The organism is Bacillus sp. J14TS2, assembly GCF_018333015.1.
GTDB lineage: Bacteria > Bacillota > Bacilli > Bacillales > Bacillaceae_C > Lederbergia.
Genome location: NZ_BORE01000015.1, coordinates 1 through 26,637, shown reverse-complemented (window position 1 = coordinate 26,637; position 26,637 = coordinate 1). Strand labels below are relative to the sequence as shown.

General features: G+C 40.1%; 26 protein-coding genes and 7 tRNA genes. 30 read left to right on the top strand and 3 right to left on the bottom strand.

The features are described from left to right. Positions 1–265: 265 nt before the first annotated feature. From KI375_RS20225 to KI375_RS20200, 6 genes are all read left to right on the top strand, one after another. Positions 266–1,051, top strand: a complete 786-nt coding sequence (locus KI375_RS20225; protein ID WP_244852873.1) for a hypothetical protein — start codon at positions 266–268, stop codon at positions 1,049–1,051. Positions 1,052–1,273: 222 nt separating this feature from the next. Next, positions 1,274–2,353, top strand: coding sequence for a D-alanine--D-alanine ligase (locus KI375_RS20220; protein WP_212975235.1), 1,080 nt, complete (start codon positions 1,274–1,276; stop codon positions 2,351–2,353). Positions 2,354–2,678: 325 nt separating this feature from the next. Beyond that, entirely contained in the window at positions 2,679–4,046 is a 1,368-nt protein-coding gene (locus tag KI375_RS20215; RefSeq protein ID WP_212975234.1) for a UDP-N-acetylmuramoyl-tripeptide--D-alanyl-D-alanine ligase, read from the top strand. A 197-nt stretch (positions 4,047–4,243) separates the two neighbouring features. Then, positions 4,244–5,692: a degradosome RNA helicase CshA gene (cshA, locus tag KI375_RS20210; RefSeq protein ID WP_212975233.1), complete on the top strand. Its 1,449-nt coding sequence runs from the start codon at positions 4,244–4,246 to the stop codon at positions 5,690–5,692. Positions 5,693–6,263: 571 nt separating this feature from the next. Next, on the top strand, positions 6,264–6,746 hold the full coding sequence (locus tag KI375_RS20205; protein ID WP_374706884.1) for a PH domain-containing protein: 483 nt from the start codon (positions 6,264–6,266) through the stop codon (positions 6,744–6,746). Continuing rightward, complete coding sequence (locus KI375_RS20200; RefSeq protein ID WP_212975232.1) at positions 6,739–8,241, top strand: PH domain-containing protein; 1,503 nt, start codon at positions 6,739–6,741, stop codon at positions 8,239–8,241. Before KI375_RS20205 ends, KI375_RS20200 begins: the two co-directional genes overlap by 8 nt. Before the next feature lie 62 nt (positions 8,242–8,303). Here the strand turns inward: KI375_RS20200 and KI375_RS20195 are convergent, their stop codons facing one another. Further along, positions 8,304–8,903, bottom strand: a complete 600-nt coding sequence (locus KI375_RS20195; RefSeq protein ID WP_212975231.1) for a rhomboid family intramembrane serine protease — start codon at positions 8,901–8,903, stop codon at positions 8,304–8,306. Between the two features lie 259 nt (positions 8,904–9,162). Between KI375_RS20195 and acpS the strand changes: the two genes are divergently transcribed. The 16 genes from acpS to KI375_RS20115 all read left to right on the top strand — a co-directional run bounded on the left by acpS (position 9,163) and on the right by KI375_RS20115 (position 22,537). Further along, positions 9,163–9,516, top strand: a complete 354-nt coding sequence (gene acpS, locus KI375_RS20190; RefSeq protein WP_212975230.1) for a holo-ACP synthase — start codon at positions 9,163–9,165, stop codon at positions 9,514–9,516. Between the two features lie 199 nt (positions 9,517–9,715). Continuing rightward, positions 9,716–10,744 (top strand): LolA family protein, encoded by a 1,029-nt coding sequence (locus KI375_RS20185; protein ID WP_212975229.1) that lies wholly within the window; start codon positions 9,716–9,718, stop codon positions 10,742–10,744. 405 nt (positions 10,745–11,149) lie between these two features. Then, complete coding sequence (gene alr, locus KI375_RS20180; protein WP_212975342.1) at positions 11,150–12,268, top strand: alanine racemase; 1,119 nt, start codon at positions 11,150–11,152, stop codon at positions 12,266–12,268. Between the two features lie 624 nt (positions 12,269–12,892). Beyond that, positions 12,893–13,174 carry a CopG family ribbon-helix-helix protein gene (locus KI375_RS20175; protein WP_057981999.1) on the top strand — a complete coding sequence of 94 codons (282 nt, stop codon included), beginning with the start codon at positions 12,893–12,895 and terminating at the stop codon, positions 13,172–13,174. 4 nt (positions 13,175–13,178) lie between these two features. Continuing rightward, entirely contained in the window at positions 13,179–13,529 is a 351-nt protein-coding gene (locus KI375_RS20170) for a type II toxin-antitoxin system PemK/MazF family toxin (protein WP_212975228.1), read from the top strand. 644 nt (positions 13,530–14,173) lie between these two features. Beyond that, complete coding sequence (locus KI375_RS20165; RefSeq protein WP_212975227.1) at positions 14,174–15,007, top strand: STAS domain-containing protein; 834 nt, start codon at positions 14,174–14,176, stop codon at positions 15,005–15,007. Next, on the top strand, positions 15,004–15,360 hold the full coding sequence (locus KI375_RS20160) for an STAS domain-containing protein (protein ID WP_207454116.1): 357 nt from the start codon (positions 15,004–15,006) through the stop codon (positions 15,358–15,360). The genes KI375_RS20165 and KI375_RS20160 overlap by 4 nt, the downstream gene beginning before the upstream one ends. A 3-nt stretch (positions 15,361–15,363) precedes the next feature. Continuing rightward, positions 15,364–15,765 (top strand): anti-sigma regulatory factor, encoded by a 402-nt coding sequence (locus tag KI375_RS20155; RefSeq protein WP_207454115.1) that lies wholly within the window; start codon positions 15,364–15,366, stop codon positions 15,763–15,765. 14 nt (positions 15,766–15,779) lie between these two features. Further along, positions 15,780–16,787, top strand: a complete 1,008-nt coding sequence (locus KI375_RS20150) for a PP2C family protein-serine/threonine phosphatase (RefSeq protein ID WP_212975226.1) — start codon at positions 15,780–15,782, stop codon at positions 16,785–16,787. A 65-nt stretch (positions 16,788–16,852) separates the two neighbouring features. Next, entirely contained in the window at positions 16,853–17,182 is a 330-nt protein-coding gene (locus KI375_RS20145) for an anti-sigma factor antagonist (RefSeq protein WP_212975225.1), read from the top strand. Between the two features lies 1 nt (position 17,183). Beyond that, positions 17,184–17,657: an anti-sigma B factor RsbW gene (rsbW, locus tag KI375_RS20140; protein WP_212975224.1), complete on the top strand. Its 474-nt coding sequence runs from the start codon at positions 17,184–17,186 to the stop codon at positions 17,655–17,657. Next, positions 17,635–18,429 carry an RNA polymerase sigma factor SigB gene (gene sigB, locus KI375_RS20135; protein WP_212975223.1) on the top strand — a complete coding sequence of 265 codons (795 nt, stop codon included), beginning with the start codon at positions 17,635–17,637 and terminating at the stop codon, positions 18,427–18,429. The genes rsbW and sigB overlap by 23 nt, the downstream gene beginning before the upstream one ends. Next, positions 18,426–19,022, top strand: a complete 597-nt coding sequence (locus KI375_RS20130) for a PP2C family serine/threonine-protein phosphatase (RefSeq protein ID WP_212975222.1) — start codon at positions 18,426–18,428, stop codon at positions 19,020–19,022. The genes sigB and KI375_RS20130 overlap by 4 nt, the downstream gene beginning before the upstream one ends. 341 nt (positions 19,023–19,363) lie before the next feature. Continuing rightward, complete coding sequence (locus tag KI375_RS20125) at positions 19,364–19,738, top strand: hypothetical protein (RefSeq protein WP_212975221.1); 375 nt, start codon at positions 19,364–19,366, stop codon at positions 19,736–19,738. Beyond that, positions 19,738–20,214, top strand: a complete 477-nt coding sequence (locus KI375_RS20120) for a hypothetical protein (protein WP_212975220.1) — start codon at positions 19,738–19,740, stop codon at positions 20,212–20,214. The genes KI375_RS20125 and KI375_RS20120 overlap by 1 nt, the downstream gene beginning before the upstream one ends. A gap of 148 nt (positions 20,215–20,362) precedes the next feature. Further along, positions 20,363–22,537, top strand: coding sequence for a Tex family protein (locus KI375_RS20115; protein ID WP_244852871.1), 2,175 nt, complete (start codon positions 20,363–20,365; stop codon positions 22,535–22,537). Positions 22,538–22,558: 21 nt separating this feature from the next. On the opposite strand, the gene cmpA is transcribed toward KI375_RS20115, so the two are convergent. Further along, positions 22,559–22,672 (bottom strand): cortex morphogenetic protein CmpA, encoded by a 114-nt coding sequence (gene cmpA / locus KI375_RS20110; RefSeq protein WP_212975219.1) that lies wholly within the window; start codon positions 22,670–22,672, stop codon positions 22,559–22,561. 221 nt (positions 22,673–22,893) lie between these two features. Here cmpA and KI375_RS20105 point away from each other — a divergent pair, with 221 nt between their 5' ends. Next, the gene (locus KI375_RS20105; protein ID WP_212975218.1) at positions 22,894–23,349 is read left to right on the top strand and encodes a SprT family protein; all 456 of its coding nucleotides are present in this window, start codon (positions 22,894–22,896) and stop codon (positions 23,347–23,349) included. Positions 23,350–23,922: 573 nt separating this feature from the next. On the opposite strand, the gene KI375_RS20100 is transcribed toward KI375_RS20105, so the two are convergent. After that, positions 23,923–25,233, bottom strand: coding sequence for a purine-cytosine permease family protein (locus KI375_RS20100; protein WP_374706882.1), 1,311 nt, complete (start codon positions 25,231–25,233; stop codon positions 23,923–23,925). Positions 25,234–25,612: 379 nt separating this feature from the next. Between KI375_RS20100 and KI375_RS20095 the strand changes: the two genes are divergently transcribed. The 7 genes from KI375_RS20095 (at position 25,613) to KI375_RS20065 (ending at position 26,449) form a co-directional block, all read left to right on the top strand. Further along, positions 25,613–25,684 (top strand) — tRNA-Asn (locus KI375_RS20095). A gap of 31 nt (positions 25,685–25,715) precedes the next feature. Then, positions 25,716–25,806, top strand: a tRNA-Ser gene (locus tag KI375_RS20090). Positions 25,807–25,820: 14 nt separating this feature from the next. Continuing rightward, a tRNA-Glu gene (locus tag KI375_RS20085) sits at positions 25,821–25,892 on the top strand. Between the two features lie 119 nt (positions 25,893–26,011). After that, positions 26,012–26,086: transfer RNA gene (locus KI375_RS20080), tRNA-Gln, on the top strand. Between the two features lie 101 nt (positions 26,087–26,187). Next, positions 26,188–26,271, top strand: a tRNA-Leu gene (locus KI375_RS20075). Positions 26,272–26,291: 20 nt separating this feature from the next. Then, a tRNA-Arg gene (locus KI375_RS20070) sits at positions 26,292–26,368 on the top strand. Positions 26,369–26,375: 7 nt separating this feature from the next. Further along, a tRNA-Gly gene (locus KI375_RS20065) sits at positions 26,376–26,449 on the top strand. The last annotated feature ends 188 nt before the right edge of the window (positions 26,450–26,637 follow it).

Below are 26,637 nucleotides of genomic sequence, written 5' to 3'. Positions count from 1 at the left end.
GAAACGATGCTAAAGCAAGATTTCACCTCCCGAATTAAAGTGTAATTTCTCTTTTTGAATATCCTCTTTTACTTTACCCAAAAAGGGATACTTCAATCAGAGAAGGTGCTGAATTATACAAAGTGTTCAAAGGTACAGGAGGTTACAACATTTCATGCAACTTGATACATATTTGTAATGTAGGTAAGTCTTCCTATTATGATATAATAAAGAGCATCTAATGCAGGTATGGGCATAGTTCAACGATGAGGATGGGGGTTGTTTTTTGAATAATCCTATAAAGAATCAAAATAATATTTATATTCATATGAACGACTCTGATCGTTTTGTACTATCTTCAGGTATTTCCTTCTCTCAATTTATTGCTGGAATTCCTCTGGATTTGTCGAATCTCTTATTACTTCGCCATAAATTTGAAGAATCTCATTTCAACATGCATACTTTGCTTGATTATGTAGATGAGGATACGTTGAAAAAGCTTTCGGCAGATAATGTGCAAGGTTACGGAGATTTCTGTTGGTTAGATTTTACAGGAGAAGAAAGCCTTAACCAGCTAAGCGGGCAGGAAGTAGCTGAAATTTTATACTTGGGTCATTTTAAGGACCATTTAAAACAACCCTTTTATCGAAAGCTTCAGAACCAAATTGTCTATCTTACTGGAGACGATGGTTGGTTGAATAAAACATATTATCAGTCTTGGGAGCCTTTTTATACGATGTTGGGAGCTGTGATTTCTCAAAAAACACCCCAGCAGCGAGAAGTTTCAATTTTAAATTTTCGAAAGAAAAAGCTTATCCCTTCGATTCCTGGAAATATTCTTCGCTCTTTTACAAATGAGATGAAAGAGGGATTGGTCATTTCGATTGAAAAGGCGAATCGCAACCGCGCCCTGATAGAGATACCCGTCTGGGTGGTAGGAGATTTTTTTGATATGGATTCAATGACAACAGAATTTGAGGACGTATCGAAGAACAAACATCCTGATGGCAAGATTGTTTTAGATCGAAAAACGGGGGAGTGGCAATCACTGACTCAAATGCAAGTGATATAATATTAACGTGGAACTACTTACCAAGTGGCTCCACCTTTTTTACGTCTTTTTACGGTACGATTCAAAACTCTGCCCATATACTATAAATGTGTGTTCAAAAAGCTCGATAAAATGATTACCTATGTCAAACGACGAAGTCTCCGCACGCTATTAGAAAATATTTAGATTCCAAAGGCATCCATGGTAAAATAAAAGATATTGTAAAATGATGGAGGATTTTTGATGAAAATTAATCTTTGTTTATTATACGGTGGCAAATCAGCAGAACATGATGTTTCTCTACAAACCGCAAAAGCAGTAATTCAAGCTTTGGATACAGAAAAATTTGCGATTCACCCGATCTTTATTACGAAAGAAGGAGAATGGAGAAAAGGGCCTGAGCTTTTGGAACCTGTTGAAACGATTAAGGCACTTCAATTTGAACAAACTGTTCAAGTGAAAGGTTCGAACGCTTTATCCACGATTCTTTCCTCTAATGAGGAACAAACGCTGGATGTTGTGTTCCCCTTATTGCACGGACCCAATGGAGAGGATGGTACTGTGCAAGGAATGCTTGAATTGTTAAACCTGCCTTATGTGGGAAATGGGGTCCTTGCTTCCTCAGCAGGCATGGATAAAGTCATTATGAAAAACTTATTTGCGCAAGAAGGTTTAGATCAAGTAAACTATATATGGTTTACGAAAAGCTCATGGGAAGCTTCATCAACCCGAAGTTATGAACAAGTGGAACAAGAAATTGGCTATCCATGTTTTATAAAACCAGCGAATCTAGGTTCAAGTGTCGGAATCAGCAAATGTGAAAATCGGGAAGAATTGAAAAAGGCCTTTTCCGCTGCGTTCCAATATGATCGAAGAATTATTGTAGAAGAAGGCGTAACGGCCAGAGAAATTGAAGTTGGATTACTCGGTAATGATTTTCCTGAATGCTCTGTTGCGGGTGAAATTGCTCCTAAGAGTGAGTTTTATGATTATGAAGCAAAATATGCCGATGCTCATACAGATTTAATTATTCCAGCCGACATTTCCGCTGAACAGTATACGGAAATTAGAAACATGGCAACGAGAGCTTTCCAAGCGTTGGATTGTGCTGGACTTGTGCGCGCTGACTTCTTTATTACCGATGAAGGAAGGACCTTGATTAACGAAGTGAACACGATGCCGGGCTTCACCCCTGTCAGCATGTTCCCGCTTTTATGGAAGCACACTGGTTTAGAGTATCCAGTACTCATTGAGCGCCTCGTACAGCTTGCGCTAGAACGACATAAAGAACAACAAAGCATCACACATACATTTAACCAGTAACATCCCAAGCAAATTAGTGATATTAACCAGCAAGATGCAACTGTCCTAGCGTTTATGATCGTTAGGACAGCTTTGCTTTAAGAAGATGTTCAAAAGGATCAAAGGCTAAGTTCGTGACAACAATCGCCATTCCTTTGTGACCTGCTCCCTGCAGACCACGGTAAAAATGATACTGCGAGATTAATGATCTTTTGACCTAAATGTCCTGTGCAAGTCCGCTACTCGATGAGCTGTCTCGAACTTGGATGTACGAAAGTTTGTGGTTGAAGTCAGTACTCTTAGCACTTGTTTCTTTTTGAACACGTACTTTAATGGAGGGATCCATATGATACAACGAACGGTAGGACAATTGGCTACCATGATGAAGGTAGAAAATGATGTAACGAAATATAAAGGGCAATCGATTCAAGGGATTGCCTTTGATACGCGAATGCTTAAAGAGGGGAATCTCTTTGTTCCGCTAAAAAGTGAAAAAGCAGATGGACATCAACATGTTGAAACTGCCATTGCTAAAGGAGCAGGCGCTGTTTTATGGCAAAAAGATATGCCTTATCCACCTGAAGGCACACCTGTTTTAATGGTAGAGGATACATATACCGCTTTACAGGAATTGGCCCATGCTTATCGAAAACAAATGCCGGTCAAAGTAGTTGGAATTACGGGCAGCAATGGAAAAACAACAACAAAGGATATTGCGGCAGCTGTCTTTTCTCAAAAATACCGGGTTCATAAAACAGAGGGTAATTTTAATAACCATATTGGCTTACCTTATACCTTGCTCCATATGGCGGAAGATACTGAAGTAGCCATTCTAGAAATGGGGATGAGTAATAAGGGGGAAATTTCTCTACTTTCGAAAATAGCTGAACCGGACGTCGCGATTATAACTAATATTGGAGAAGCTCATCTACAAGATTTAGGCTCACGAGAAGCCATTTCTGAGGCTAAGCTTGAAATCGTGGATGGTCTTACAGCAAATGGATTATTGATTATTCCTGGTGAAGAGCCACTTTTACAGAATAAAATAGGTCAGCTGTCAAACGTGCGTGTGCAAACATTTGGGGAAACACCAAACAATACCATACATCCTGAAAACATAAAAGCGGACGAAATGGGATGCGAATTTACGGTTGAAGATGACCAGTTTTTCCTGCCAATTGCTGGAATTCACAATGTAATGAATGCTTTAGCTGTTATAAGTGCTGCCAAGGAATTGGCCATTTCTTCTGATTTGATAAACACTGGATTAAAATTAGTGGCATTATCGAATATGAGGATGGAGTGGCATGATGGAATAAAGGGAACGAAAATTTTAAATGATGCTTATAATGCCAGTCCGACATCCATGCGTGCAGTGCTTTCAATGTTTGCAACAATGGGAGACAGCCATAACCGAGTGGTTGTTTTAGGGGATATGCTTGAGCTTGGTGAACAGGAACAGGACTATCATATCCAGATCGGGAATGAATTAAATCCACAATCAATAAAATATGTTTTCACTTATGGGAAACTTGGGAAATATATCGCTGAAGGGGCCCGCAAACATTTTCCTCAAGATCGAGTATTTGATTTTACCGAGAAAAATGAATTAATTAAAAAATTAACGGAAAAAATAAACGGGAAAGAATATATTCTCTTTAAAGCATCGCGTGGAGCAAAATTAGAAGAAGTGATCGAATCCATAGTAAAATAACCGTTTTTTGTTAAAATAGAAGTTTTTATTTGTGTAAAATTGTATTCATTCACATTTAATGATAAAATTATCAGCATCGTTTACAATTTTTTGCATTGAACCAAGTTCTTAAGGATGTTTTTGGCAAAGGGACTGGGAAATAAAGTAGTGAGACAAAAGTGTCTCAATTTGAAAGAATCAAAGGAGATTGAGAAGCATTGACGAAGTTTGCAGATTTGAATATAAGCCCAGCGCTTTTAAAAGCAGTTAATCGAATGGGCTTTGAGGAAGCAACACCAATACAGGTAAAGACCATTCCATTAAGCATGCAAGGAAAAGACTTAATAGGGCAGGCGCAAACTGGTACAGGAAAGACAGCGGCATTCGGAATTCCATTGATCGAAAAGATTGATGTAAGAAGTTCGCATGTGCAAGGAATTATTATTGCCCCAACAAGGGAGCTTGCTATACAAGTATCAGAAGAATTATTTAAAATTGGAAAAGATGCACGAGCTCGCGTATTAGCGGTTTATGGCGGATCAGATATCCAACGCCAAATTCGTGCATTAAAGAAAGGTCCGCATATTATTGTGGGAACCCCAGGTCGTCTTTTGGACCACATTAAGAGAAAAACGTTGAAGCTAGATCAAGTTCACACGCTTGTTTTGGATGAAGCGGATGAAATGTTGAATATGGGATTCATTGAGGATATTGAATCGATTTTAGAAAGTGTTCCAGATGAAAGACAGACATTGCTTTTCTCTGCAACCATGCCAAATCCGATTCGCAAAATCGCCGAACGTTTTATGAAATCCCCAGAAACGATCCGAGTAGAAGCGAAGGAAATGACGGTTCCATCCATCGAACAATATTTCGTTAAAGTGCACGAAAGAGAAAAATTCGATGTTTTGGCTCGCTTGATTGATGTTCAATCCCCTGAGCTTGCGATTGTCTTTGGACGTACAAAGCGTCGTGTGGATGAGCTATCGAATGCTCTTACACTTAGAGGGTATGCAGCGGAAGGGATTCATGGTGACCTCAGCCAAGCAAAACGCTTATCTGTTCTTAGAAAGTTTAAAGAAGGAAAAATTGATGTACTAGTAGCGACTGACGTAGCTGCTCGTGGATTAGATATTTCTGGTGTTACACATGTGTATAACTATGATATTCCTCAAGATCCTGAAAGTTATGTTCACCGAATCGGCCGAACTGGACGTGCTGGAAAAGAAGGTATGGCGATTACCTTTGTAAGTCCGCGTGAAATGGGGTATCTCCGCATTGTGGAACAGACCACTAAAAAACGGATGCAACCAATGCGCCCGCCGACTTGGGACGAAGCATTAGTAGGTCAGCAACGGATGACCATGGAAAAAATAGAAGAGGTCATTAAAGAAGGCGATCTTGATGAATATAAAGTAGTAGCCAATGAACTTCTTACTGAATATCAAGATGCTGTGACGATTGTAGCTGCAGCATTAAAAACTATAACCAAGGAACCTGATAAAACACCGGTTCATATTACCGAAGAAAGACCACTACCATCAAAACGAGATTCCTATCGTGGCGGCAACAGTAGTGGCAGCGGAAATCGTAATCGTCGCGGAAAATCAAGTTCACAATCCTATAAAGGAAACCGTAAGCCCCAACGAAGAAGTGGCCGTCGGTAATAGGAAAAGCGGAAACGCCTGTCCAACGACGTACAAATTTAAAGACTTCTGAGAAGATAAGGGAAACACGGCGAAGCATGAGCCGATGTTGACTTATCGCAGGAAGAAGTTGTAAATTTGCTAGTCGCTAGGCGTTGTAGCTGGACAAACGAAAAGCGGAAGCATCAGAATAAGGATGAACGACGCGACGACAACCGCCACGCCGTTCTGACCTACATCCTGTAGGCCTCGCTAAAAATGGTAAGCGATCATAAATAAATCACAGTCCTCTGTGCCTAGTATATAAGAAAAGCGCAAGCGCCCGTTTAGCGACGTACGAACCTTTTAGGGGCCTGACGAGATAAAGGAAATACAGTGAGCCTGATAAGGCGAACTGATGTTGACTTATCGTAGGAAGGCACCGAAAGTTTGCTAGTCGCTGGGCGCTGAAGCTGGATAAAAAAGCAATCGGGCCAAAACCGATTGCTTTTTTTATGCCTATTCAAGGATTTCTTTCACCCCAATAAATTGAAACTATATTTCGTGGGAAAACGTATATCTAAGTAGGAGTCAATAAAAGGGAGGTTAAACGATGAATATGGAACAACCGGCAAAGCAAATTTCTGCACGTGGTTTAAAGGTATGGCGAATCACTGGCGCTATTTACTCGATTATTATACTGCTTGTCGTAATAGGAGGAGCCATTGCCTTTTACTTTTTAAAATGGCCACTATGGATCGTCTATGTTGCGGCAGGACTCTTTGTTGTGTTAACGATCCTCAATGTTTTCACGATCCCAACGATTAGATGGCGACGTTGGCGCTATGAGGTGCGAGAGCAGGAAATTGAATTACAACACGGCATTTTTATCATCACTCGTACTTTAGTTCCAATGGTACGTGTTCAGCACGTAGATACGACACAGGGACCGTTACTTCGTAAATACCGTTTAGCCACAATCCAAATTTCAACCGCAGCGACACAACATGAAATTCCAGCTGTTGATTTACAGGAGGCAGAAGAGATGCGCCATGCGATCTCGCGCTTAGCAAGGGTGGCGGAAGATGATGTCTGAACCAAAACGACTTCACCCTATTATGATCTTATTGACGATTATAAAAAGCATTAAAGACGTAATTGTTCCTATCGCTATTTATTTTTTTATCTTCTTCTTTAAAGATCCATCCGATAACGTCTGGATACGTTGGAGTCCCTATTTCTTTATCACGCTTTTGCTTTTATCCATCTTTGTATCAAGCTTTATTAAATGGATTCGTTATACATATCGACTAGAGGATAATGAATTAAGAATTGAACATGGCCTGTTTGTGAAAAAGAAACGCTATATTCCTTTTGAAAGAATTCAAAGTCTCGATTTTTCTGAGACGATTTTGCATCGTCCGCTCGGCTTAGTGAAGGTGACCGTCGAAACGGCTGCAGGAAGTGCGGATGAGGCAGAAGCTGATATGACAGCTATTAAGAAAGACGAAGCAACAACGATTAGAAAAATGATTGCAGAAGCAAAATCAACCGGAAAGCTCCCTGGGGAAAATGAAGATACGAGCGGAGAGGAAACGGAAGAAAAGGGCCTTGTTCTGTATAAAATTACTCGTAAACAACTATTGTTCTTTGCTTCCACTTCTGGAAGAGCGGGAGTGATTATTGCAGCGGTTGCGGCATTTGCTGGACAATTCGCAGATGTTATACCTTTTGATGAAGTCTTTAATGAAATGACTGATATCATAAAAACAGGCTTTCTTCTGATCATCGTGCTTATCCTTGCTGTACTATTCATTGTTTGGATTCTGTCTGTTGTTTGGGCATATTTAAAATACAATGATTTTACCTTGCGTTTAGTCGATGATGAACTGGTGATTACGCGTGGGCTATTAGAAAAACGAACAACCACGATTCCAGTCCGTCGTATTCAGGCTTTGAAAATTTCAGAGAGTATTTTTAGACAGCCGTTTGGATACGCGAGTGTTTCAGTTGAATACGCCGGCGGATCGATCCTAGATGAAAATAAAACAGATGGTGTCTTGATCCCAATTGTAAAGAAAAGAGAGATTCCGCGATTATTACAGAAGGGACTTCCTGAATATATATTTGAAGAGCAATATCATTCAGCACCTAAACGGGCACAAAGACGGTATTTCTTTATCAAATCGGTGGTCATGACATTGGTGACAATTGGTTTATCCATCTGGCTATGGCCCTATGGCCTCTTGGCTATATTATTAATAGGACTTATGTGGGGATGGGGCGTGTTGCAGTATCGTTCAGCTGCTTGGAAAGTAACAGGTCGCCAGCTTATTTTACGATATAGGGACATTCAGCAACATACTGTCTACCTGCAAAAAAACCGCATCCAATCACTTGATTACTCTGTAAATTGGTTCCAAAAACGAGCACATTTAGCGACAATCGGAACTTTTGTGATGAGCAGAGGTGGGGGAGTGGCTGTAGTGAAACATTTAGAAGCGGAAGATGCACAAGAAATTTACAAATGGTATTTGCCGAACACTTCACCTAAACAAGATGATGTAAAATCGCAAAATCTGGAATCATAGTAAGAAAAAGGCTGTCCGCAATCATATGCTGACAGCCTTTCCCATAATGGACAATCCCATGGTTAAAAACGTATTGGACGAAAGTGAAGTAGAATGCGGCCGATTAACAGTCCACTTAGTAAGCCGAAAATATGCCCAGTAATATTGACATTTGGAGTGAAAAAAGTCATGATCACACTAATCAAAGCGATGGGTAGAATCACCTGTTTACCTTGCTTAGGCATATATTCTTTTTTAAATAAAATAACGGCTAAATAAACACCGAATAAGCCAAAGATTGCCCCGCTAGCGCCAATATGGACGTAATTAGGTGGGTGGATCAAAAGAGTAGCAAGATTGGCCCCAAGTCCACTTAGAAAATAGACAAGGATGAAAGGAAGCTTTCCTAATGCTTTTTCAAGAGCGGGTCCGAACAACACAAGCGAAAAAGAATTAAAGAGCAGATGGGTAAAATTAACATGTACAAGAATAGGGGAAATTAAACGCCACCATTCACCTTCCCGAATAAACAAATTCACACCAGCTAACGATTCGAATAATAAACTTGTTGGAAAAATAGGAAGGTTCAGCATTAAAAACAAAATAATTTGGATGGCGATAATCGTTGAAATAATCGGATATAATTTTAGAAATTGCTTAAAGCTTTCTGTTCTAACGAACATACTTTTTACACTCCTTTCGAATGACGGGAAACACATATGGAAGTAATATGAGATTGGGCAACAAAAAATATATATGAAATACATTGATGTATTTTTCAAATCCCTGGTTATGACGGGGATGTCAGAGCTAGATACCCCATTTTTAAATTCAACTTTCAAAAATAGGCACTTACCTTTAGCATAAAGCATGGAAGAAAATAGAACAACTTTTGTACTATACATACGCTGCGGCGAATTATTTTAGAAGGGAGAGAAGGCAATGATCATTGGGATTGGACTAGATATTGTGGAAATCAAAAGGCTAGAAAAGGTGTCTGAGAGACAGGAGAGACTTCCTTTCAGGATTTTAACAGATGCTGAAAGAGAGCTTTATTTTACATTAGGAGATAAAAGAAAACTAGAATTTCTTGCTGGCCGTTTTGCGGCAAAGGAAGCCTATGCAAAGGCAAAGGGAACAGGGATCGGAGCGCATCTTTCTTTTTTAGATATTGAAATCCTTCCAGATCCATTAGGGAAGCCCTGTATTAAGAAGCCGGTGTTTGCAAAAGCGCATCTCTCTATTACCCATACTGAGCAATATGCAGCGGCTCAAGTTATTATCGAAGAAGGATGATTAGTTTTTAAGAAAATCAGGTCTAATCCTTATACTTGTCTCATATATTTTTAATGCGTTGGGAGAGATGAGATTTGTCTGTGGAATGATGACTGCATCTGAGCGGGACGGTCGCTAGGATAAACAGGGTAAGATCATGGTTTCACGGCAATCTTTCTCTTCTTTTCATGGTCAAATAGGACAAGAAGGGGTTGAAAGAATGAGAAAGGGGTTTTGGATATTTGGGTTATTGCTCATGTCAATTGTGGTCCTGTCTGCTTGTGGTGCAAAATCACAGGAAGATGTCACAGCATCTTTAGATAAAAAGATAGGAGAATTAAAGGGTTATAAAGCTGAGGCGAAAATGACTTTAACAGTTGGCGATGAGCCCCAAACCTATAATATCGATGTTTGGCACGAAAAGCCGGGGAATTATCGAGTTCATTTAAAAAATGAAGAAAAAGATCAAAGCCAAATGATTTTGCGCAATAAAAACGGTGTGTTTGTGTTAACTCCGGCATTAAACAAGAGCTATCGTTTTCAAAGTGAATGGCCTGAAAACAGTAGCCAAGCTTATTTATTTGAGTCACTTGTGAAAGATATCCTTGAAGACAAGGAAGCAACCTTTAAGGCCGGTAAGGATCAATTTGTCTTTAATACAAAAACGCGTTACCAGAATAGCAAGATGCTTCCATCTCAAGAAATCACCTTAAAAAAGGGAACATTAGAACCTACTAGTGTTAAAGTTTTGGATAGCAACGAAACTCCCGTTGTCACAGTCGAGTTTTCAAAATTTGAGTTTGATGCCAAATTTGATTCCAATGCTTTTGATACGAAGAAAAATATGACAAGCGCTCAATTGGATATTCCTGTGCTCCAAAGTGTAAGTAACAGTGATAGCGATGATTTCTCTGTAAAATATTCAATGGCAGAGATTCCTGGAGTAGAGCTTCAAGATGAGACAGAAGTCTCAACAGAAAATGGGAAAAGAGTAATTTTAACATACGCTGGGGAAGATAAGTCATTTACGATTTTCCAAGAGCCATCTGAAATTAGCCTGACCACTTCCATGGAAGTCGTCCCTGTAAGCGGTGAAATGGTTGACTTTGGCTTTTCGATGGGAGCGATGACAGAAGGATCGATTAGTTGGACAGACCAAGGTGTGGATTATTTGCTTGTATCATCTGACCTAACACCTGAGGAAATGGTAATGGTCGCCAAATCTGTGCAAGGTGGAACAGTAAAATAATAAGAAGCCATATTACCATCAAAGAATTTATAAACACCTCTAGGAAAAAGGGAATTTCGTATCGAAATATGATACGAAATTCCCTTTTTTGATTTTTAAAGAGGACTGAACTTGGAAAGTGGAAATTCTTATCATGATCGTAACGGTAATTTGGATAGATTCAAGAAAGTGTTACAGCGTTAGCCTTGGCCGTTCCCGAAAGTCGAAGAAATTCGTAAAAGGGTAACAGCGCCAGCCCCGGCCGTTCCCGAAACGCAAAGAACTCAGGAAAAGCCCCCTTTTTTTATGAATGTTTCCTGAATTTTATAAGTCCCCCGTTTTCCAGTCGAGAGGGTGGACATTGACATCTACTAACCAGAGTTTGATAATAGTAACAGTTTATATTGTGTTTGAGGAAGTGAACTACTGGTGGATGAACGACAATTATATCGAGATACATGGGCGGGAATTGACTTAGACGCCATTATTTATAATATGAAAGAAATTTGTAAGTTGCTTCCTAATGAAACCAAGGCTTTTGCAGCAGTGAAGGCAAATGGCTATGGGCATGGAGCGGTACAAACAGCTATTGCGGCCTTAAAGGGGGGCGCTCATGGCTTATTGGTCGCTTTTTTGGATGAAGCTTTAGAGTTAAGAAAGGCCGGTTTGACAGCCCCAATTCTCGTTTTAGGTTATACGCGTCCTGAGGATGCTGATGTCGCGGCAAAAGAAGGCATCTCTTTAACGGTTTATCAATTTGATTGGCTGCAAAAAGCCGAGAACTTTATTTCAAAGGAAGCCAGCTTATCGGTCCATATAAAATGTGATACAGGTATGAATCGAATTGGGATAAAGGACATAAATGAATTATCCCTCATGGAGGATTTTATCAAGAAATCTAGTTCATACTATTTCCAAGGGATTTATACCCATTTTGCCACAGCTGACCAAAAAGAGGAACAATACTATCAAAGACAATTAGCTCGCTTTCGCGAATTTTTGAGGGTGTTAAAGACGCAGCCCCCTTATGTGCATGCTGCTAATAGTGCTGCAACTCTTTATCATCACGACTCACTATTTAATGCGATTAGGGTTGGCATTAGCTTGTATGGATTATCCCCTTCACCTGAAATTAAACCCGATCTTCCATTTGCAGGTAGGGAGGCTTTTTCTCTGCACACAAAAATTATTCATATTAAAAAGTTGTCAGCCGGTGAAACGATTGGTTATGGGGCAACTTATACTGCTGAGGAGGATGAATGGATTGCGACGATACCGATTGGCTATGCTGATGGGTGGTTAAGGCATCTACAAGGTTTTCAAGTTATTGCAGATAATGAATGGGCTCCAATTGTCGGTCGGATTTGCATGGACCAAACCATGATTAAGTTACCGCGATCCATGGCGATTGGGACAGAAGTCATTTTAATCGGGCAGCAAGGCGAAAAGAAAATTTCTGTCGACCATATTGCGGAAAAATTAAATACAATCAATTACGAAGTAACATGTATGATTAGTCACCGCGTTCCCCGTATTTACGTTTAGGCTCACAGGATGTAGATCAGAACGACGTTGCGACGTACAGGATGTGTTAGTGCAGACGAAGCGACAGGACGTCGCGTTTGAGTCTGCTGCCAGGATGGCACGTCCTTAGCCATTCATCCTTATTATGAAAATTTATACGTCGCTGAACAGGCTTCCGCTTTTCCGTGTCCAGCTGTAGCGCCTAGCAAATTTACGTCTTCTTCTCACGATAAGTCAACATCGGCTCATGCTTCGCCGTGTTGTCTAGCTACAGACGGCAGGAGCTCGAGGTCAAATAACCCTGAACCGCCGAAGGGAAAATTCACCCTTCTTCGGTTCCGGAACATTTGCTTGTCGCTCCTAATCAGCCGTCTTTCGCATTTCACGTTTCCTTTATCTCGTCAGAAGCCTTTAAATTTATACGTCGCTGAACAGTCGCCTTCCGCTTTTCCGTATATTTTGGCGAAAAAGATAAAAATTTTGGTAAATATAGCAGGATAATTACGATAAACGTAGAAATATTAGTATTATAACTGGATTTATGGGTTGATAATAGAAAGAGAATCTGGAAACGGTCTTTGCACGAGTGCTGATTGATGGTATCATAATACAGGAATGGTTAGAGTGATTGTGGAGGTGTCGTGGGTGTCTGAATCCAGCGGAACAACGGAAATCATGATTCGCTTGCCGCAACAATTAATTGCGGAATTGGACGGATATGCTGAATTGGAAAATGTAAATCGTAATGAATTTATTTATCGCGCTACAAAAATGTATCTTCGTGAGCGAAGGAGACGCCAAATTGTAGAAACAATGCGGCGGGGTTACATGGAAATGGCAAAAATCAATTTGGCAATTGCTTCCGAAGCCATTCAGGCAGAGTATGAAGCAGAAAATACAGTCGAACGTCTTGTAAGCGGGGGCTAGTATTTTGAGTGTAAAGCGCGGTGATGTGTATTTCGCCGACTTGTCACCAGTAGTCGGTTCAGAACAAGGCGGAGTGCGTCCTGTATTAGTGTTGCAAAATGATATTGGAAATCGATTTAGTCCTACTGTCATCATTGCTGCTATAACGGCGCAAATTCAAAAAGCCAAATTGCCCACACATGTGGAAATTGATGCCGAAAAGTACGGTTTTGAAAGGGATTCAGTCCTACTGCTTGAACAAATTAGAACGGTGGATAAACAACGTCTAACAGATAAAATTACACATTTAGACGAAGAAATGATGGAAAAAGTAGATGAAGCCTTACAAGTAAGTTTGGGACTCATCGATTTTTAGGGCGCTTTATTGTTGAAAAACAAAAGCGCCTTTTTGAGCAGATAAAATAATTTACGATGTTGTATAGTCAAAAAGACTACGCTTAATCTGGTCATAGCGAATATAACTTTTTTCCTGTTCTCACTTGTAAAATGTGTTAGTATTTGAGTTTTTCAACAAGCCATTGTTAAAATAGAGTTTGGAGAAATGGCAGCTGTCTGCTTTTGAAATTAATTATTCACATCTGTGAATATTATTTTTTATGGTCTAAGAAATTAAATTTTCGACCTGCGAATCACTTACAGGAAGGCACGGCTGATGTCTAACTCTAGGCACCATCGGCGAGACGCTGGCAGGATGCGGTCCATCGGAGAAGACATGCGGACTTGGCGACCTTAGTCGCTGTTCTACTAAAATAACCGGTGACAATAAAAGTCAAAATCGGACTTTTTTTGTCCCGGAACATTTATTTGTCGGAGGGCAACAGGATGTTGGTCAGAAAGGTGTTGCGACGTCCAAGACGTACTAAGTGCAGACGAAGCGATAGGAAGTCGCGCTTTGAATCTGCTGCCAGGACGGCGCGATCTTAGCTTTTCTTCTTACATCATGACCCCCCTTGCGCTTTTGTTTCTAGATTTGGCCAATAAGAGGAGGAAGACAGTTCGATGAAGAGAGAAATTGTTCGTTATGTACAAAATTATGGGGGAGACATTGTAGAAGAATGGATGGATGAAATGCGAGAACGTGGGGATTCTCGTTCATTCAATACAATTTCAGATAATGTATTCTATAATACTAGTAAAGAATTTTTAGATGTGATTGTCTCTAATATTGTTGATTCTAATGAGACGTACAATGAAAAGGTGAAGGATTTTGGAGAAAGCATTATTAGATTAGGTTGGCCTCTTACGTATTTAACAACGGGGGTACGAATCTACCAAAGCATTATTTTTGAAAAAATGGTGACAGAGAGTGATCTTACAAAAGACCAAATGAAAAAATTAGTATTAGATCTTGAATCATGGCTTGCTCCTTTACAAGATCAGATGATTAATACGTATTCAGACACCTGGGAAAAAACGATTACGTTGCAAAAGGTAGCACTACAAGAGCTTTCAGCACCGTTAATTCCAGTGTTTGAAAAAATATCTATTATGCCGCTTGTGGGAACAATTGATACGGAACGTGCTCGGTTAATAATGGAAAATCTATTAAGTGGTGTCGTGAAGCATCGCTCGGATGTTGTTTTGATTGATATTACCGGTGTACCTGTTGTGGACACAATGGTAGCCCATCATATTATCCAGGCAGCGGATGCTGTTCGATTAGTGGGCTCGAAATGTATGCTTGTTGGAATTCGTCCGGAGATTGCTCAAACGATTGTGAATTTAGGTATTGATCTAAACCATATTACAACCACGAGTACCTTGCGGAAGGGGATTGCACAAGCTCTTGCATATACTAATAGGGAAATTGTCGTAATGGAGGGTGTAGATTGAGAATACCAATATTAAAATTAGGCAAATATCTACTTGTTTCGATCCAATGGGAACTTGATGATCAGACTGCTTTACAATTTCAAGAAGACTTACTACAAATGATTCATCAGACAAACGCCAGTGGCGTCGTGATTGACATTACATCGATTGATTTTATCGATTCTTTTATTGCAAAGGTACTAGGCGATGTGATTGAAATGTCTAAACTAATGGGAGCAAGGGTGGTTATTACAGGTATTCAACCATCCGTCGCTATCACGTTACTCGAGCTTGGTATCCGTTTGGATGATGTGATGACAGCAATAGATTTGGAAAACGGTTTAGATAAATTACAACAGGAACTGGGGGAGTAGCCTATGGAGCTGCAGTCCTGCGTTAAAATATTAAATGAATGGGACATAGTAGCAGTTCGCCAATTAGGCAGAAATGTGGCAAAGGAGCTTGGGTTTGGGACGGTCGACCAGGCAAGAATCACGACTGCGATCAGCGAATTGGCAAGAAATATTTTCTTGTATGCAGGTGAAGGCGAAGTCTGCATCGATAAATTTTACGAAAAAGGAAAAAGCGGTGTGAAAATTACTGCAAAAGACCAAGGGCCGGGAATAGCTGATATTCGTAGGGTAATGGAAGATGGCTATACGACATCAGGAGGGCTAGGAGCAGGTCTTCCTGGTGTGAAACGGCTAATGGATGAATTCGACATTCACTCCAAGGTTGGAGAAGGAACTGAAATCACTTCGGTGAAATGGCTCCGATAGGAGGATTTATCGGCATGGGGTTTAGGGAAACATTGGAAGATAAATATAGAGATATTATGAGTAAATATTTAGAGGACAAAAATGAACAGACTTTGTACCAAGGGCAGAAATTAAGTAGAAAATTAATTGAACATCATATTTCTCCAGAAGAAATAATCAGCTTACATAAATCAGTGATTATGGAGAATGGTTACCAAGAGGAAAACGTCTTATATTCCTTTGATATTTTGCTGGAAGTGATGATGGGATATGGTCTTGCGTACAGAGAGCATCAAAGTTTACGGACAGAACAGCTAGCTTTAAAAAGTGAAATTGAGGTAGCTGCTAAGATGCAACAAACTTTGTTACAGACGGTAAAGCCTCAGATCGATGGATTGGAAATTGGTGTGATTAGTGTACCTGCAAGACAGATGAATGGAGATTATTATCATTTTATTAAAGATGAACATCAATGTCTTGGGGTGGCGATCGCAGATGTCATTGGCAAAGGAATCCCAGCCGCATTATCCATGTCCATGATTAAATACGGAATGGATAGCTTTCCGGAAGGGGAAAAAGCCCCAAAGGACATATTAGAAAGCCTTAACCGCGTTGTAGAACAAAACGTGGATCCCAGTATGTTTATTACAATGTGTTATGGCGTCTATGATCCAAAATCTCATTATTTTACCTATGCTTCAGCAGGGCATGAACCAGGCTTTTTCTATATGTCTGAATCGCAGACGTTTCAAGATTTAGAAGCAAAAGGATTATTACTCGGAATTGATAAAAGAACGAAATATAAAGAATTCGACTATCAGCTTGAGGTTGGAGATATGGTCATCCTTCTCTCAGATGGTGTTTCAGAATGTCGGACACAAGATGGATTTATTGAGCGAGAGGATCTAATGGCTATGATCTATGATTATATACATATGTCAGCCCAAGAAATCGTCACGAACATTTATAAGGATTTAGAAAGACTTCAAGATTTTGAACTAAGAGACGATTTTACACTTATTATTTTAAGAAGAGTTCACTAACAGGTTTTATCTTAATTCAAACGGGGTAAAAGAAATACCAGAACCTTTTAAGGGGTGAATGGATAGTGAATATTTCAATAGATGTAGAAGAAACGGAAACAGGAATCATAGCGAAACTAGCTGGTGAAATAGATGCTTATACAGCTCCGACAGTACGTGATGAACTGCTGCCACGTGCAGAACAGTCTGAGATGAAAATAGTTGTCGATCTATCAGAGGTAAATTATATGGATAGTACAGGCTTGGGCATATTTGTAGGTCTATTTAAGACATTAAAAGAGCATAATGGGGAACTTGTTTTGAAGGGAATGTCTGATCGTTTAAAACGACTTTTTGATATTACTGGATTAGCAGATGTAATGGATGTCAATACCGAGGTAGAAGGTGGAGTTTAACATGGAAGAAGCATTTGACTACATTGAGATGAAAATTCCTGCAAAACCAGAATATGTAGGCGTGATCCGGCTCACTTTATCAGGATTAGCAAGCAGAATGGGCTTTACATATGATGCGATTGATGATTTGAAAGTAGCTGTAAGTGAGGCCATTACGAATGCTGTTCAACATGCTTATAAGCAAAAAGAGGGCGGAGAAATTGTGGTTGGGTTTGCGCTCCATGAAGACAAACTTGAAACAATGGTTGCCGATTCAGGAAAAAGTTTTAATCTTGAAGAGATCCGGAGGGAAATTGGTCCATATAAAAGTGGAGGAGATGCCGAATTTCTTCGTGAAGGAGGCTTAGGACTCTATTTGATCGAGAGCTTGATGGACGAGGTAAAAATACACCAGCATGAGGGTGTAACAGTCTTTATGACAAAATTCCTTGAGGGAGAGCAGGTGGAGAGTGATGTTGAAACAATCTCAACCTGATCATGATAGAAATCAAATTAATGAATGGATCAAAGCTTACCAAGAGCATCAAGATGAAGAAGCTCAAAATGAATTAGTGCTTCATTATCAGAAATTGGTTGAATCCATTGCTCGTAAGTATTCCAAAGGAAAATCCTTCCACGAAGATATTGTACAAGTTGGTGTCATTGGATTACTTGGGGCCATTCGTCGCTATGATGAAAGCTATGGAAAAACGTTTGAAGCCTTTGCGATTCCTACGATTATCGGGGAGATCAAACGATTTTTAAGAGACAAAACATGGAGCGTTCATGTACCACGGCGCATAAAAGAACTTGGTCCTAAAATTAAATCGACTGTGGAAGATTTAACAAGGGAACTGCAACGTTCACCGAGAATTCCAGAAATTGCTCAATACCTAGAAGTAACAGAAGAAGAAGTATTGGAAGCAATGGAAATGGGAAAAAGCTACCAAGCTTTATCTGTGGATCACTCCATTGAAGCAGATGCAGATGGTAGTACTGTTACATTATTGGATATTGTAGGGAGTATTGATGATGGTTATGAAAAAGTGAACCAAAAAATTGTGTTGGAAGAAGCCCTGCACGTTTTATCGGATAGGGAAAGAAAAATTATCCAATATACCTACTTAGAAAATAAAAGTCAGAAAGAAGCTGGAGAGATGTTAGAGATTTCCCAAATGCATGTATCCCGTTTACAAAGAAAAGCGATTAAAAAACTGAGAGAAGCCATTTTTGAAAACAACAAACATACGGAGAAATTCTCTCCATGATCCATTTGGACAGACAACAAATAGAGGTCCATGCATTTCAAACGGCAAAAGGTAGTAATCCATATTGTGGCGATGCATTCTATTTAGATGTGCAAGATGATTATTTTCTTTGTGTTTTAGCCGATGGACTGGGAAGTGGCCAATATGCTTATGAATCTGCAAAGGCCGTTACTTCTATAGTAGAAGCTAATCCAGAAGAAAGCGTCGATACATTAATGGATTACAGCAACAAAGTCTTGTTGCGGAAGCGCGGAGCAGCTGTAGGGATCCTAAAAGTTGATTTTCGTAAACGCGAGTTTGAATATAGTTGTGTAGGCAATCTCCGCTTTTACGTGTATACACCAGCAGGTAAATTAATTTACCCTATACCCGTGACAGGCTATCTCTCCGGTAGACCCCAGAAGTTTCATACTCATAAATACCCCTATGAAGAACAGTCGAAATTCCTTCTTCATTCTGATGGTTTCATTAATGTCAAAACCCGTGAATTACTCGGGGGAAACCATTCCGTTTGGACAATGACAGATCAGCTAAAAGCAAAACAAGTCAATACAACAGACGATATGTCCTTTATCGTCGGCACCCTACTCTAAGAGTAGGGGCCTTTTTCGGTGCCTAGGAAACCAAAAAATGGTCGCTTGTAGATAAGTAGATTATGTTGTGGTCGACATCCAGCTCCAGCGCCTAGCCCCGAGAGGCTCGCAGGATGCGAGTCCATCGGCGTTGCGCCAGGACGGCGCGAATTTAGCCTTTCTTCCTTGATCAAGGCGCTTGCGCTTTTGTTCATGCCTGGCACGCCCCGGAATTTGTCGAAAATCCTTCTTTGATTTCTCACAAATTGATTACAATTTGAATAAATTCTTGCTTTTAAGTGGATTTTAGTTCAAATTATAGAGGGGGTATTCGTTAGATTTAGTAAAGGAAGTGATCGAAAATGATGGAATGGATGTTAGCCATTTTACTAGGATTGGCCGTGTTACTCCTAATTCTATCGTTTGTCAAAACGCGACGGAATTCATCAAAGGTAGAGAGGGAAGTAGATCAGCTTTCTCTTACAATGACAGATGAATTGTATAAATTACAACAAAAAGTTCGATTTCTTGAAATTGATAGGGAGATAGATGCACAGGAATTAAAGATCCCATCCAGTTCTTCTAAAAGTCGAATTTTGCTGCGAGATGCGATTGATCTTCATAGACGTGGCTATTCCTTAGAAAATATTGCAGCGCAAAAAGGACTCTCTAAACAAGAAATGGAACAATTACTTACTCCTTATATGGTGGTTAAGGAAGGGGAGAAAAGTAAATAATGTCAGCAAAATCAATGCGTAGCTTTGCTTTTGGCCTTATTATTGCTGCATGTTTGTGTGGGGTTGCCTACTATTCTACTAATGATGAAACAAGTGCGAAAGAGGTTGAAAAACCGTCGGTAGAAGACATGAAAAAAACGTTAGTTTCAGAGGGATATGTCATCCACACTGAAGAAGAATGGCATGAACAACTTGCTGCGACTGAAAAGACTAAAGATGATGAAAAAGCAGCGGAAGAAGAGCCAAAAGAAGCTGAGAAAGAAAAAATTGTTTATCGTTCGACAATTATTGTTTCAGACGGAATGACAAGTATTGATGTAGGAAGAGCTCTAGAAAAGGCGAAAATTGTTAAAGACCCAATGGATTTCGTCAATGAGGTAGAAAAACAAAAACTGGAGAAGAAATTAAAACCAGGTTCCTATGAGGTCGATAGTAATATGAAGCTTAAGGATGCTATTTCTGTTATTTTCAAATAAAGTATCGATAGAAAAAAGCTGGAGTGTGATACTCGAGCTTTTTTCTATCGAATCGTATTCAATCAGTGGGAATGAGAGAAACCTCGACTGATTGAAGTTTCACTTTTATGATAAAATAGTATTAGTAAAAGAGAAATGAGGGACCAGTGTGATACAAGTTCAACAAAATATTGATTTACATGGAAAAATTGCCAAAGAACTCAATTTATCGAAAAAACAAGTATCCAGTGTCATTGAACTTTTAGAAGAAGGAAATACTGTTCCATTTATCGCACGTTACCGAAAAGAAATGACGGGTGCATTAGATGAAGTACAAATTAAAGGGATTTTGGATGGATGGACGTATCTGCAAAATTTAGAGCAACGTAAAACAGATGTCATTCGCTTAATTGAGGAACAGGGAAAATTAACAGAGGAATTACAGGTCGCGATTTTAAAAGCGGACCAGCTACAAATTGTTGAAGATTTATACCGTCCTTATAAACAGAAGCGGCGTACTCGTGCCGCTGTTGCAAAAGAGAAAGGGTTAGAACCATTTGCGGAATGGCTTATGAATTTTCCAGTAAATGGCAGCGTGGAAGAAGAAGCAGAAAAATATATTTCAGAGGAAAAGGAAGTAGCAGACGTTGCTACCGTCATTCAAGGGGCAAAGGACATACTTGCTGAACAATTTTCGGATGATGCGGCCATTCGCCAATGGATCAGAAAGGAATTTTTCCACGCCAGTATGATCACTTCTGTGGGAAAAAACACAGATCAGGACGAGAAAAAGGTCTTTGAAAACTACTATGAATATGAGGAGCCTGTGAAAAAAATTGTTCCTCATCGCACATTAGCATTAAATAGAGGAGAAAAGGAAGAAATCTTAAAGGTCTCCATTAAAATGGACCCAGAAAAAATCCTTTCATATATAGAGAGAAGGGTAATCAAAAAGAAAGAATCCATTGCTTCGCGTGTTATCATAGAAGCCATTGAAGATGGATATAAACGTTTAATTGAGCCAGCGATTGAACGTGAAGTTCGAAATGAATTGACTGAAAAGGCAGAAGCACAAGCCATCCATATCTTCTCAGAGAACTTACGAAATTTACTCCTGCAACCCCCTCTAAAAGGAAAAATGGCATTGGGTGTTGACCCAGCCTACCGGACAGGTTGTAAATTGGCCGTTGTGGATGAGACCGGAAAATTACTACATATCGATGTTATTTACCCGCATCCGCCCAAAGCCAAGCGTGCTGAGGCAAAAGAAAAGATGATGCAGGTATTAAAACAGTACCAAATTGAAGTGATTGCGATCGGGAATGGAACGGCATCCCGAGAGACTGAACAATTTACGGCAGATATTTTAAAAGAAATGAAGGAAAATCTAGCTTATGTGATCGTCAATGAAGCAGGGGCAAGTGTGTATTCAGCTTCTGCATTAGCGAGAGAGGAGTTTCCTGATCTTCAAGTTGAGGAAAGAAGTGCCGCTTCGATTGCTAGAAGACTGCAGGATCCCTTGGCGGAACTGGTGAAGATCGATCCAAAATCAGTTGGAGTCGGTCAATATCAACATGATGTCTCGCAGAAGCGATTAAACGAATCATTAACCTTCGTTGTCGAAACAGCAGTGAACCAAGTTGGCGTGAATGTAAACACAGCCTCACCTTCTCTTTTACAATATGTGTCAGGGCTTAGCAAAACTGTGGCGAATAATATTGTCAAGTACCGGGAAGAAAATGGGAAGTTTACAGGACGGAAACAATTGAAAGGAATCCCACGTTTAGGGGCGAAAACGTATGAACAAGCGATTGGCTTTTTACGTATCCTTGATGGAAAAGAGCCGTTGGACGTAACACCTATTCATCCCGAAAGCTATGATGAAGTGATGAGTTTGCTCAAGCAACTTGGATTCTCAACAAAAGATATAGGCAGTAAAGAATTGGTCGATGCACTAAAAAAGCTTGATCAAGAAAAGATGGCGGCTGAATTAGGCCTTGGTGTTTTAACATTACGGGATATCATAGAGGCATTGATGAAGCCGGGACGCGATTTACGAGATGAGCTGCCGAAGCCATTATTGAAAAAAGATTTATTGAAGCTAGAGGATCTAAAGCCTGGCATGGAGATGCAAGGTACAGTGCGAAATGTAGTGGACTTTGGTGCGTTTGTTGACGTCGGTGTAAAAGAAGATGGACTTGTGCATATCTCTAAACTAAGTAAACAATTCGTGAAACATCCTTTAGATGTTGTCTCGCTTGGAGATATTGTAACGGTTTGGGTAGAAAAAGTGGATGTACAGAAGGGAAGACTTTCACTTACAATGCTTTCACCCGGAGAATAAACAAAAGGAAGCACTGCATTTTCATTCGCAGTGTTTCCTTCTATAATAGTGCCAGCATTGATTTAATAATTTGATTTGATAGAGATTTTTTTCGAAAAAGGCCTTTTGCATTTGATGTACAAACCAGCTAGGCATTCAAAAACCTCCTATAAGAGCGTGTTCAAATCATTGAGTAGCGGAAGGAAAGGCAAGCCAACGAGCTTCTGTAGGAAGTGGTGACTTCTCGACGTTCGACACTGATGTCGTGCATGTAGCCTTTGATCCGTACTTTTTGAACATCCTCTATAAATAGTTTGCTTCATTATATGTGGGAAAAACGAGAGGGGTTCCAACGTACTTCGTAAGAGGGTGTTAAAGTGACCAATGAAGAATTGCAATTTTTAGTTGAGAAATTATCAGCAGAGTATTTCCATAAGTCGTTTCGGCATAAGGCTGTTTTCAATGCTCGCTTGCGTACAACGGGAGGACGCTATTTGCTAACCTCTCATAATATAGAAATCAATCGCAAGTATTTGGAAGAGCATGGCATATCGGAACTAGAAGGAATTATTAAGCATGAACTTTGCCATTATCATTTGCATGTTGAGGGAAAAGGGTATCAGCATCGAGATCAAGATTTTAAAAAGTTAATGAAGAAAGTCGGGGCTCCGCGTCATTGCACCCCACTGAAAATAGAGAAGAGAACGAAAGGGATCATCCATAAATATCAATGTCAAGATTGCGCTCAAATGTATGAAAGAAAACGTAGGGTGAATACAACTCGTTTTGTCTGTGGAAAATGCAAAGGGAAGCTAAGAAAATTAGAAGTATGAATGATTTGCTCATCCATGCTTCTGGTTTAAGGTCCAAATTCATATCGACAAGGTGCTTGCGCTTTTGTTCTTGTTAAGGAAACTATAAAATTGTCGCTTGTGGGTAAGTTGTAATTTTGATTTTTGTCGTCTAGCTTCAGCGCCCAGCAAACTTTCAGCTTCTGCTTGCGTAAGTCAACATCGGCTTATTCTTCGCCGTGCTGTCTAGCTGCAGACGGCAGGAGCGAGAGACTCGCAGGATGCGAGTCCATCGGTGTTTCGACAGGACGTCGAGCCTTTAACCGATGTTCCGCAAAATAACCCTGAATCGCAGAAGGGGAAATTCACCCTTCTTTGTTTCAGGAACATTTGCTTGTCGCTCCTAATCGGCCGTCTTTCGCATTTCATGTATCCTTTATCTCAGGGCTACAGGATGTAGGTCAGAACAGCGCTGCGACGTACAGGAAGTACTAGTGCAGACGTTGCGATTGTCGTCGCGTTTGAGTCTGCCGCCAGGACGGCGCGTTTTTAGCTGTTCATCCTTACTATGAAAGTTTGTACGTCGCTAAACGGGCGCTTGCGCTTTTGTTCTCTTTAGGCGATGTAATCTTCTTTTGGAATGTTCCTCGCTTTCTTTCGAACGTAATACTTTCCTTTTGTCAGAATCGCAATCAGAATGGTCAGAAGGGCTGCTAATATAGCTGCGAAAAAGGCAGCGGTACTTTGTAAAAATGTCCCCATATAGCCAATAGCCGCTACAGTCCCTAGCCCGCTTGCCACAAGTAAAGAGACAACCCCAACTGGATTCCATTTATATAAATTATCTTGTCTAGCCTCATAATAGCCTGGCCCAATTTTAAGCAGTTTTTTTACAATCAAAGCATCTGTAACAAGAATAGACGCCCAAGTTAATAAAAAGACCCCTTGAAAGGTCATGGCTGTATCTAAATGATTTACAATTCCACCTAACATTAAGATCATAGCCGATACACCAGTGATCACAACCCAAAAGCGTCTTCCAGGCGTAAATTTAAAAACATTTTCGAAAAAGTTAGATAGTGATAGTGAACCACTATAAATATTGGTGATATTGATCCGAACTTGAGTTAGCATTGTAAATAGAGCTCCCCAGATACCTAATAGAAGTACAATATACACACCAGGGTTAGGCTCGCCTAATCGAACGCCAAACCAAATCCCTAAACCTCCCATCACACCGAAACAAAATATTTGAGGAATAAAACCAATCGCAAAGATTCCGCCTTTGGTATCCTTTGGCTTTAGAAAACGTGTGTAGTCTGAAGCAAGTAGTGGGGTAAGTCCCATAATCCCATGCTGCATGCCGATACATAACAGCAATGCTGTCCCGCCTACTTGAACGTTCTCAGGCATATAGCTCCAAAAGCTGCCTGCAAAAAGGGAAGGAGTCTTCGCAGATACTACAATCGCGGCAATTAAGAAAATGAAAAATAGAGGCAAAGACCACTTTTGAAGCTTATCTAGTTGTTTTATACCAAACCAATTAAGCGGGATTACTAATGTTCCGAAGAAAAGAATTAATGCCCATTCGGGGATAATCGGAAAAAAGGAGTGTACAGCTGAAACCAATATCATTCCTTCAAGTGCGCAATACATGATAAAGTTTGTTGCATAAATAAAAGAGGTAAGAGAGGCACCGATATAGCCAAATCCCCCACCTCTAGACATTAAATTGACATTCATCCCTGATTTAGCTGATAAATAAGCAATAAAGGTACCGAGTATCCCTGCTACGATGATGGCGTAAAGGGCTGATATAATGGCATTCATGGCACCAAATTGAAGGGCCATCACACTCCCCATTTGAAAATAGAAGATGGCCGTTGCAATGCCAAAGGTAATATTTGTAATGCTAATCCATCCCATATTCCGTTGCGAACGGGGAACGCTCTCAAGTGAAAAATCATCATTCATTTCTGGTTTTTGATCTGTTAAATTTTCAGATCCCATACAATCAACCCCATTCATAAGTTAAAGTTCGTCTTCAGTGAGTGTTGCGAATATTGCGGCACATGCCATCCAATATAACAATAATACCAAGATGAATTCAAATCGCTTCTAACATGCTATAAGACCGTAGGGTAAAATTAAACGTGCATTTTCTCAAAAACCCAGTGGTTATCTTAAAAATGGGAATTGAAGAAGGGATGGTATAATTTCACATCAATAAACTATTTTTTTGAAAAAAATTAAAGTGCTATTGACATTATTCTATTCGCTCTGTATACTCATAAGAGTCATTTATTCCGCAGTAGCTCAGTGGTAGAGCTATCGGCTGTTAACCGATCGGTCGTAGGTTCGAATCCTACCTGCGGAGTTTTGTCTGATACCTTTTTAATGATATATTCGGAGAAGTACTCAAGTGGCTGAAGAGGTGCCCCTGCTAAGGGTATAGGTCGCGTAAGCGGCGCGAGGGTTCAAATCCCTCCTTCTCCGCCATTACATATTTTTAAGGCCCCTTGGTCAAGCGGTTAAGACACCGCCCTTTCACGGCGGTAACACGGGTTCGAATCCCGTAGGGGTCACTTTTCTTTTTTAGATAGAATGCATTAATAGAGTAATGCTTCTATTGAAGGTGTTAATATAAAATCTATTAATTGCTTATTGATAGAAAGTATGTTAAGATAATATTCTTCATATTTGATGGGCTATAGCCAAGTGGTAAGGCAACGGACTTTGACTCCGTCATTCGTTGGTTCGAATCCAGCTAGCCCAGCCATTTTGATTTTTTACAACGAGAAAAAGTCTTTACGCCTAAGCGAAAAAAACCTTGACGCTGGAAAAAGTTTTTTGGTATAATACTTCTTGTCGCTTAATTAAGCGGTAGTGGCGGAATGGCAGACGCGCTAGGTTGAGGGCCTAGTGGGGGATAACCCCGTGGAGGTTCAAGTCCTCTCTACCGCATTATCGACTTCTTATAATATGCGCCCGTAGCTCAATTGGATAGAGCGTTTGACTACGGATCAAAAGGTTAGGGGTTCGACTCCTCTCGGGCGCGCCATTTTAATGCGGGTGTAGTTTAGTGGTAAAACTACAGCCTTCCAAGCTGTTGTCGTGGGTTCGATTCCCATCACCCGCTCCAAAAAAAGTTCTTGACAGTGAAAGTTACAAATGCTATACTAGTAAAGTTGCTGTTAAGGAAGTTTGATCTTTGAAAACTGAACGAAACGAACGTCAATAAATATTGGATAAATGGTTTTGAACCATTGCCAGCAATTGAGTAGGAAACAACACTTTTATGAGAGTTTGATCCTGGCTCAGGACGAACGC

Excerpts from the sequence above, each read along its gene's own strand:
- KI375_RS20125 (WP_212975221.1), top strand. The coding sequence starts at position 19,364 with ATGATGGAATGGATGTTAGCCATTTTACTAGGATTGGCCGTGTTACTC.
- KI375_RS20195 (WP_212975231.1), bottom strand. The coding sequence starts at position 8,903 with ATGTTCGTTAGAACAGAAAGCTTTAAGCAATTTCTAAAATTATATCCG.
- KI375_RS20150 (WP_212975226.1), top strand. The coding sequence starts at position 15,780 with ATGGGGTTTAGGGAAACATTGGAAGATAAATATAGAGATATTATGAGT.
- KI375_RS20155 (WP_207454115.1), top strand. The coding sequence starts at position 15,364 with ATGGAGCTGCAGTCCTGCGTTAAAATATTAAATGAATGGGACATAGTA.
- KI375_RS20100 (WP_374706882.1), bottom strand. The coding sequence starts at position 25,233 with ATGGGATGGATTAGCATTACAAATATTACCTTTGGCATTGCAACGGCC.
- KI375_RS20220 (WP_212975235.1), top strand. The coding sequence starts at position 1,274 with ATGAAAATTAATCTTTGTTTATTATACGGTGGCAAATCAGCAGAACAT.
- rsbW (WP_212975224.1), top strand. The coding sequence starts at position 17,184 with ATGGAAGAAGCATTTGACTACATTGAGATGAAAATTCCTGCAAAACCA.
- KI375_RS20165 (WP_212975227.1), top strand. The coding sequence starts at position 14,174 with ATGAAGAGAGAAATTGTTCGTTATGTACAAAATTATGGGGGAGACATT.
- KI375_RS20215 (WP_212975234.1), top strand. The coding sequence starts at position 2,679 with ATGATACAACGAACGGTAGGACAATTGGCTACCATGATGAAGGTAGAA.
- sigB (WP_212975223.1), top strand. The coding sequence starts at position 17,635 with ATGTTGAAACAATCTCAACCTGATCATGATAGAAATCAAATTAATGAA.
- KI375_RS20200 (WP_212975232.1), top strand. The coding sequence starts at position 6,739 with ATGTCTGAACCAAAACGACTTCACCCTATTATGATCTTATTGACGATT.
- KI375_RS20130 (WP_212975222.1), top strand. The coding sequence starts at position 18,426 with ATGATCCATTTGGACAGACAACAAATAGAGGTCCATGCATTTCAAACG.
- cmpA (WP_212975219.1), bottom strand. The coding sequence starts at position 22,672 with ATGCCTAGCTGGTTTGTACATCAAATGCAAAAGGCCTTTTTCGAAAAA.
- KI375_RS20120 (WP_212975220.1), top strand. The coding sequence starts at position 19,738 with ATGTCAGCAAAATCAATGCGTAGCTTTGCTTTTGGCCTTATTATTGCT.
- KI375_RS20205 (WP_374706884.1), top strand. The coding sequence starts at position 6,264 with ATGAATATGGAACAACCGGCAAAGCAAATTTCTGCACGTGGTTTAAAG.
- KI375_RS20185 (WP_212975229.1), top strand. The coding sequence starts at position 9,716 with ATGAGAAAGGGGTTTTGGATATTTGGGTTATTGCTCATGTCAATTGTG.
- acpS (WP_212975230.1), top strand. The coding sequence starts at position 9,163 with ATGATCATTGGGATTGGACTAGATATTGTGGAAATCAAAAGGCTAGAA.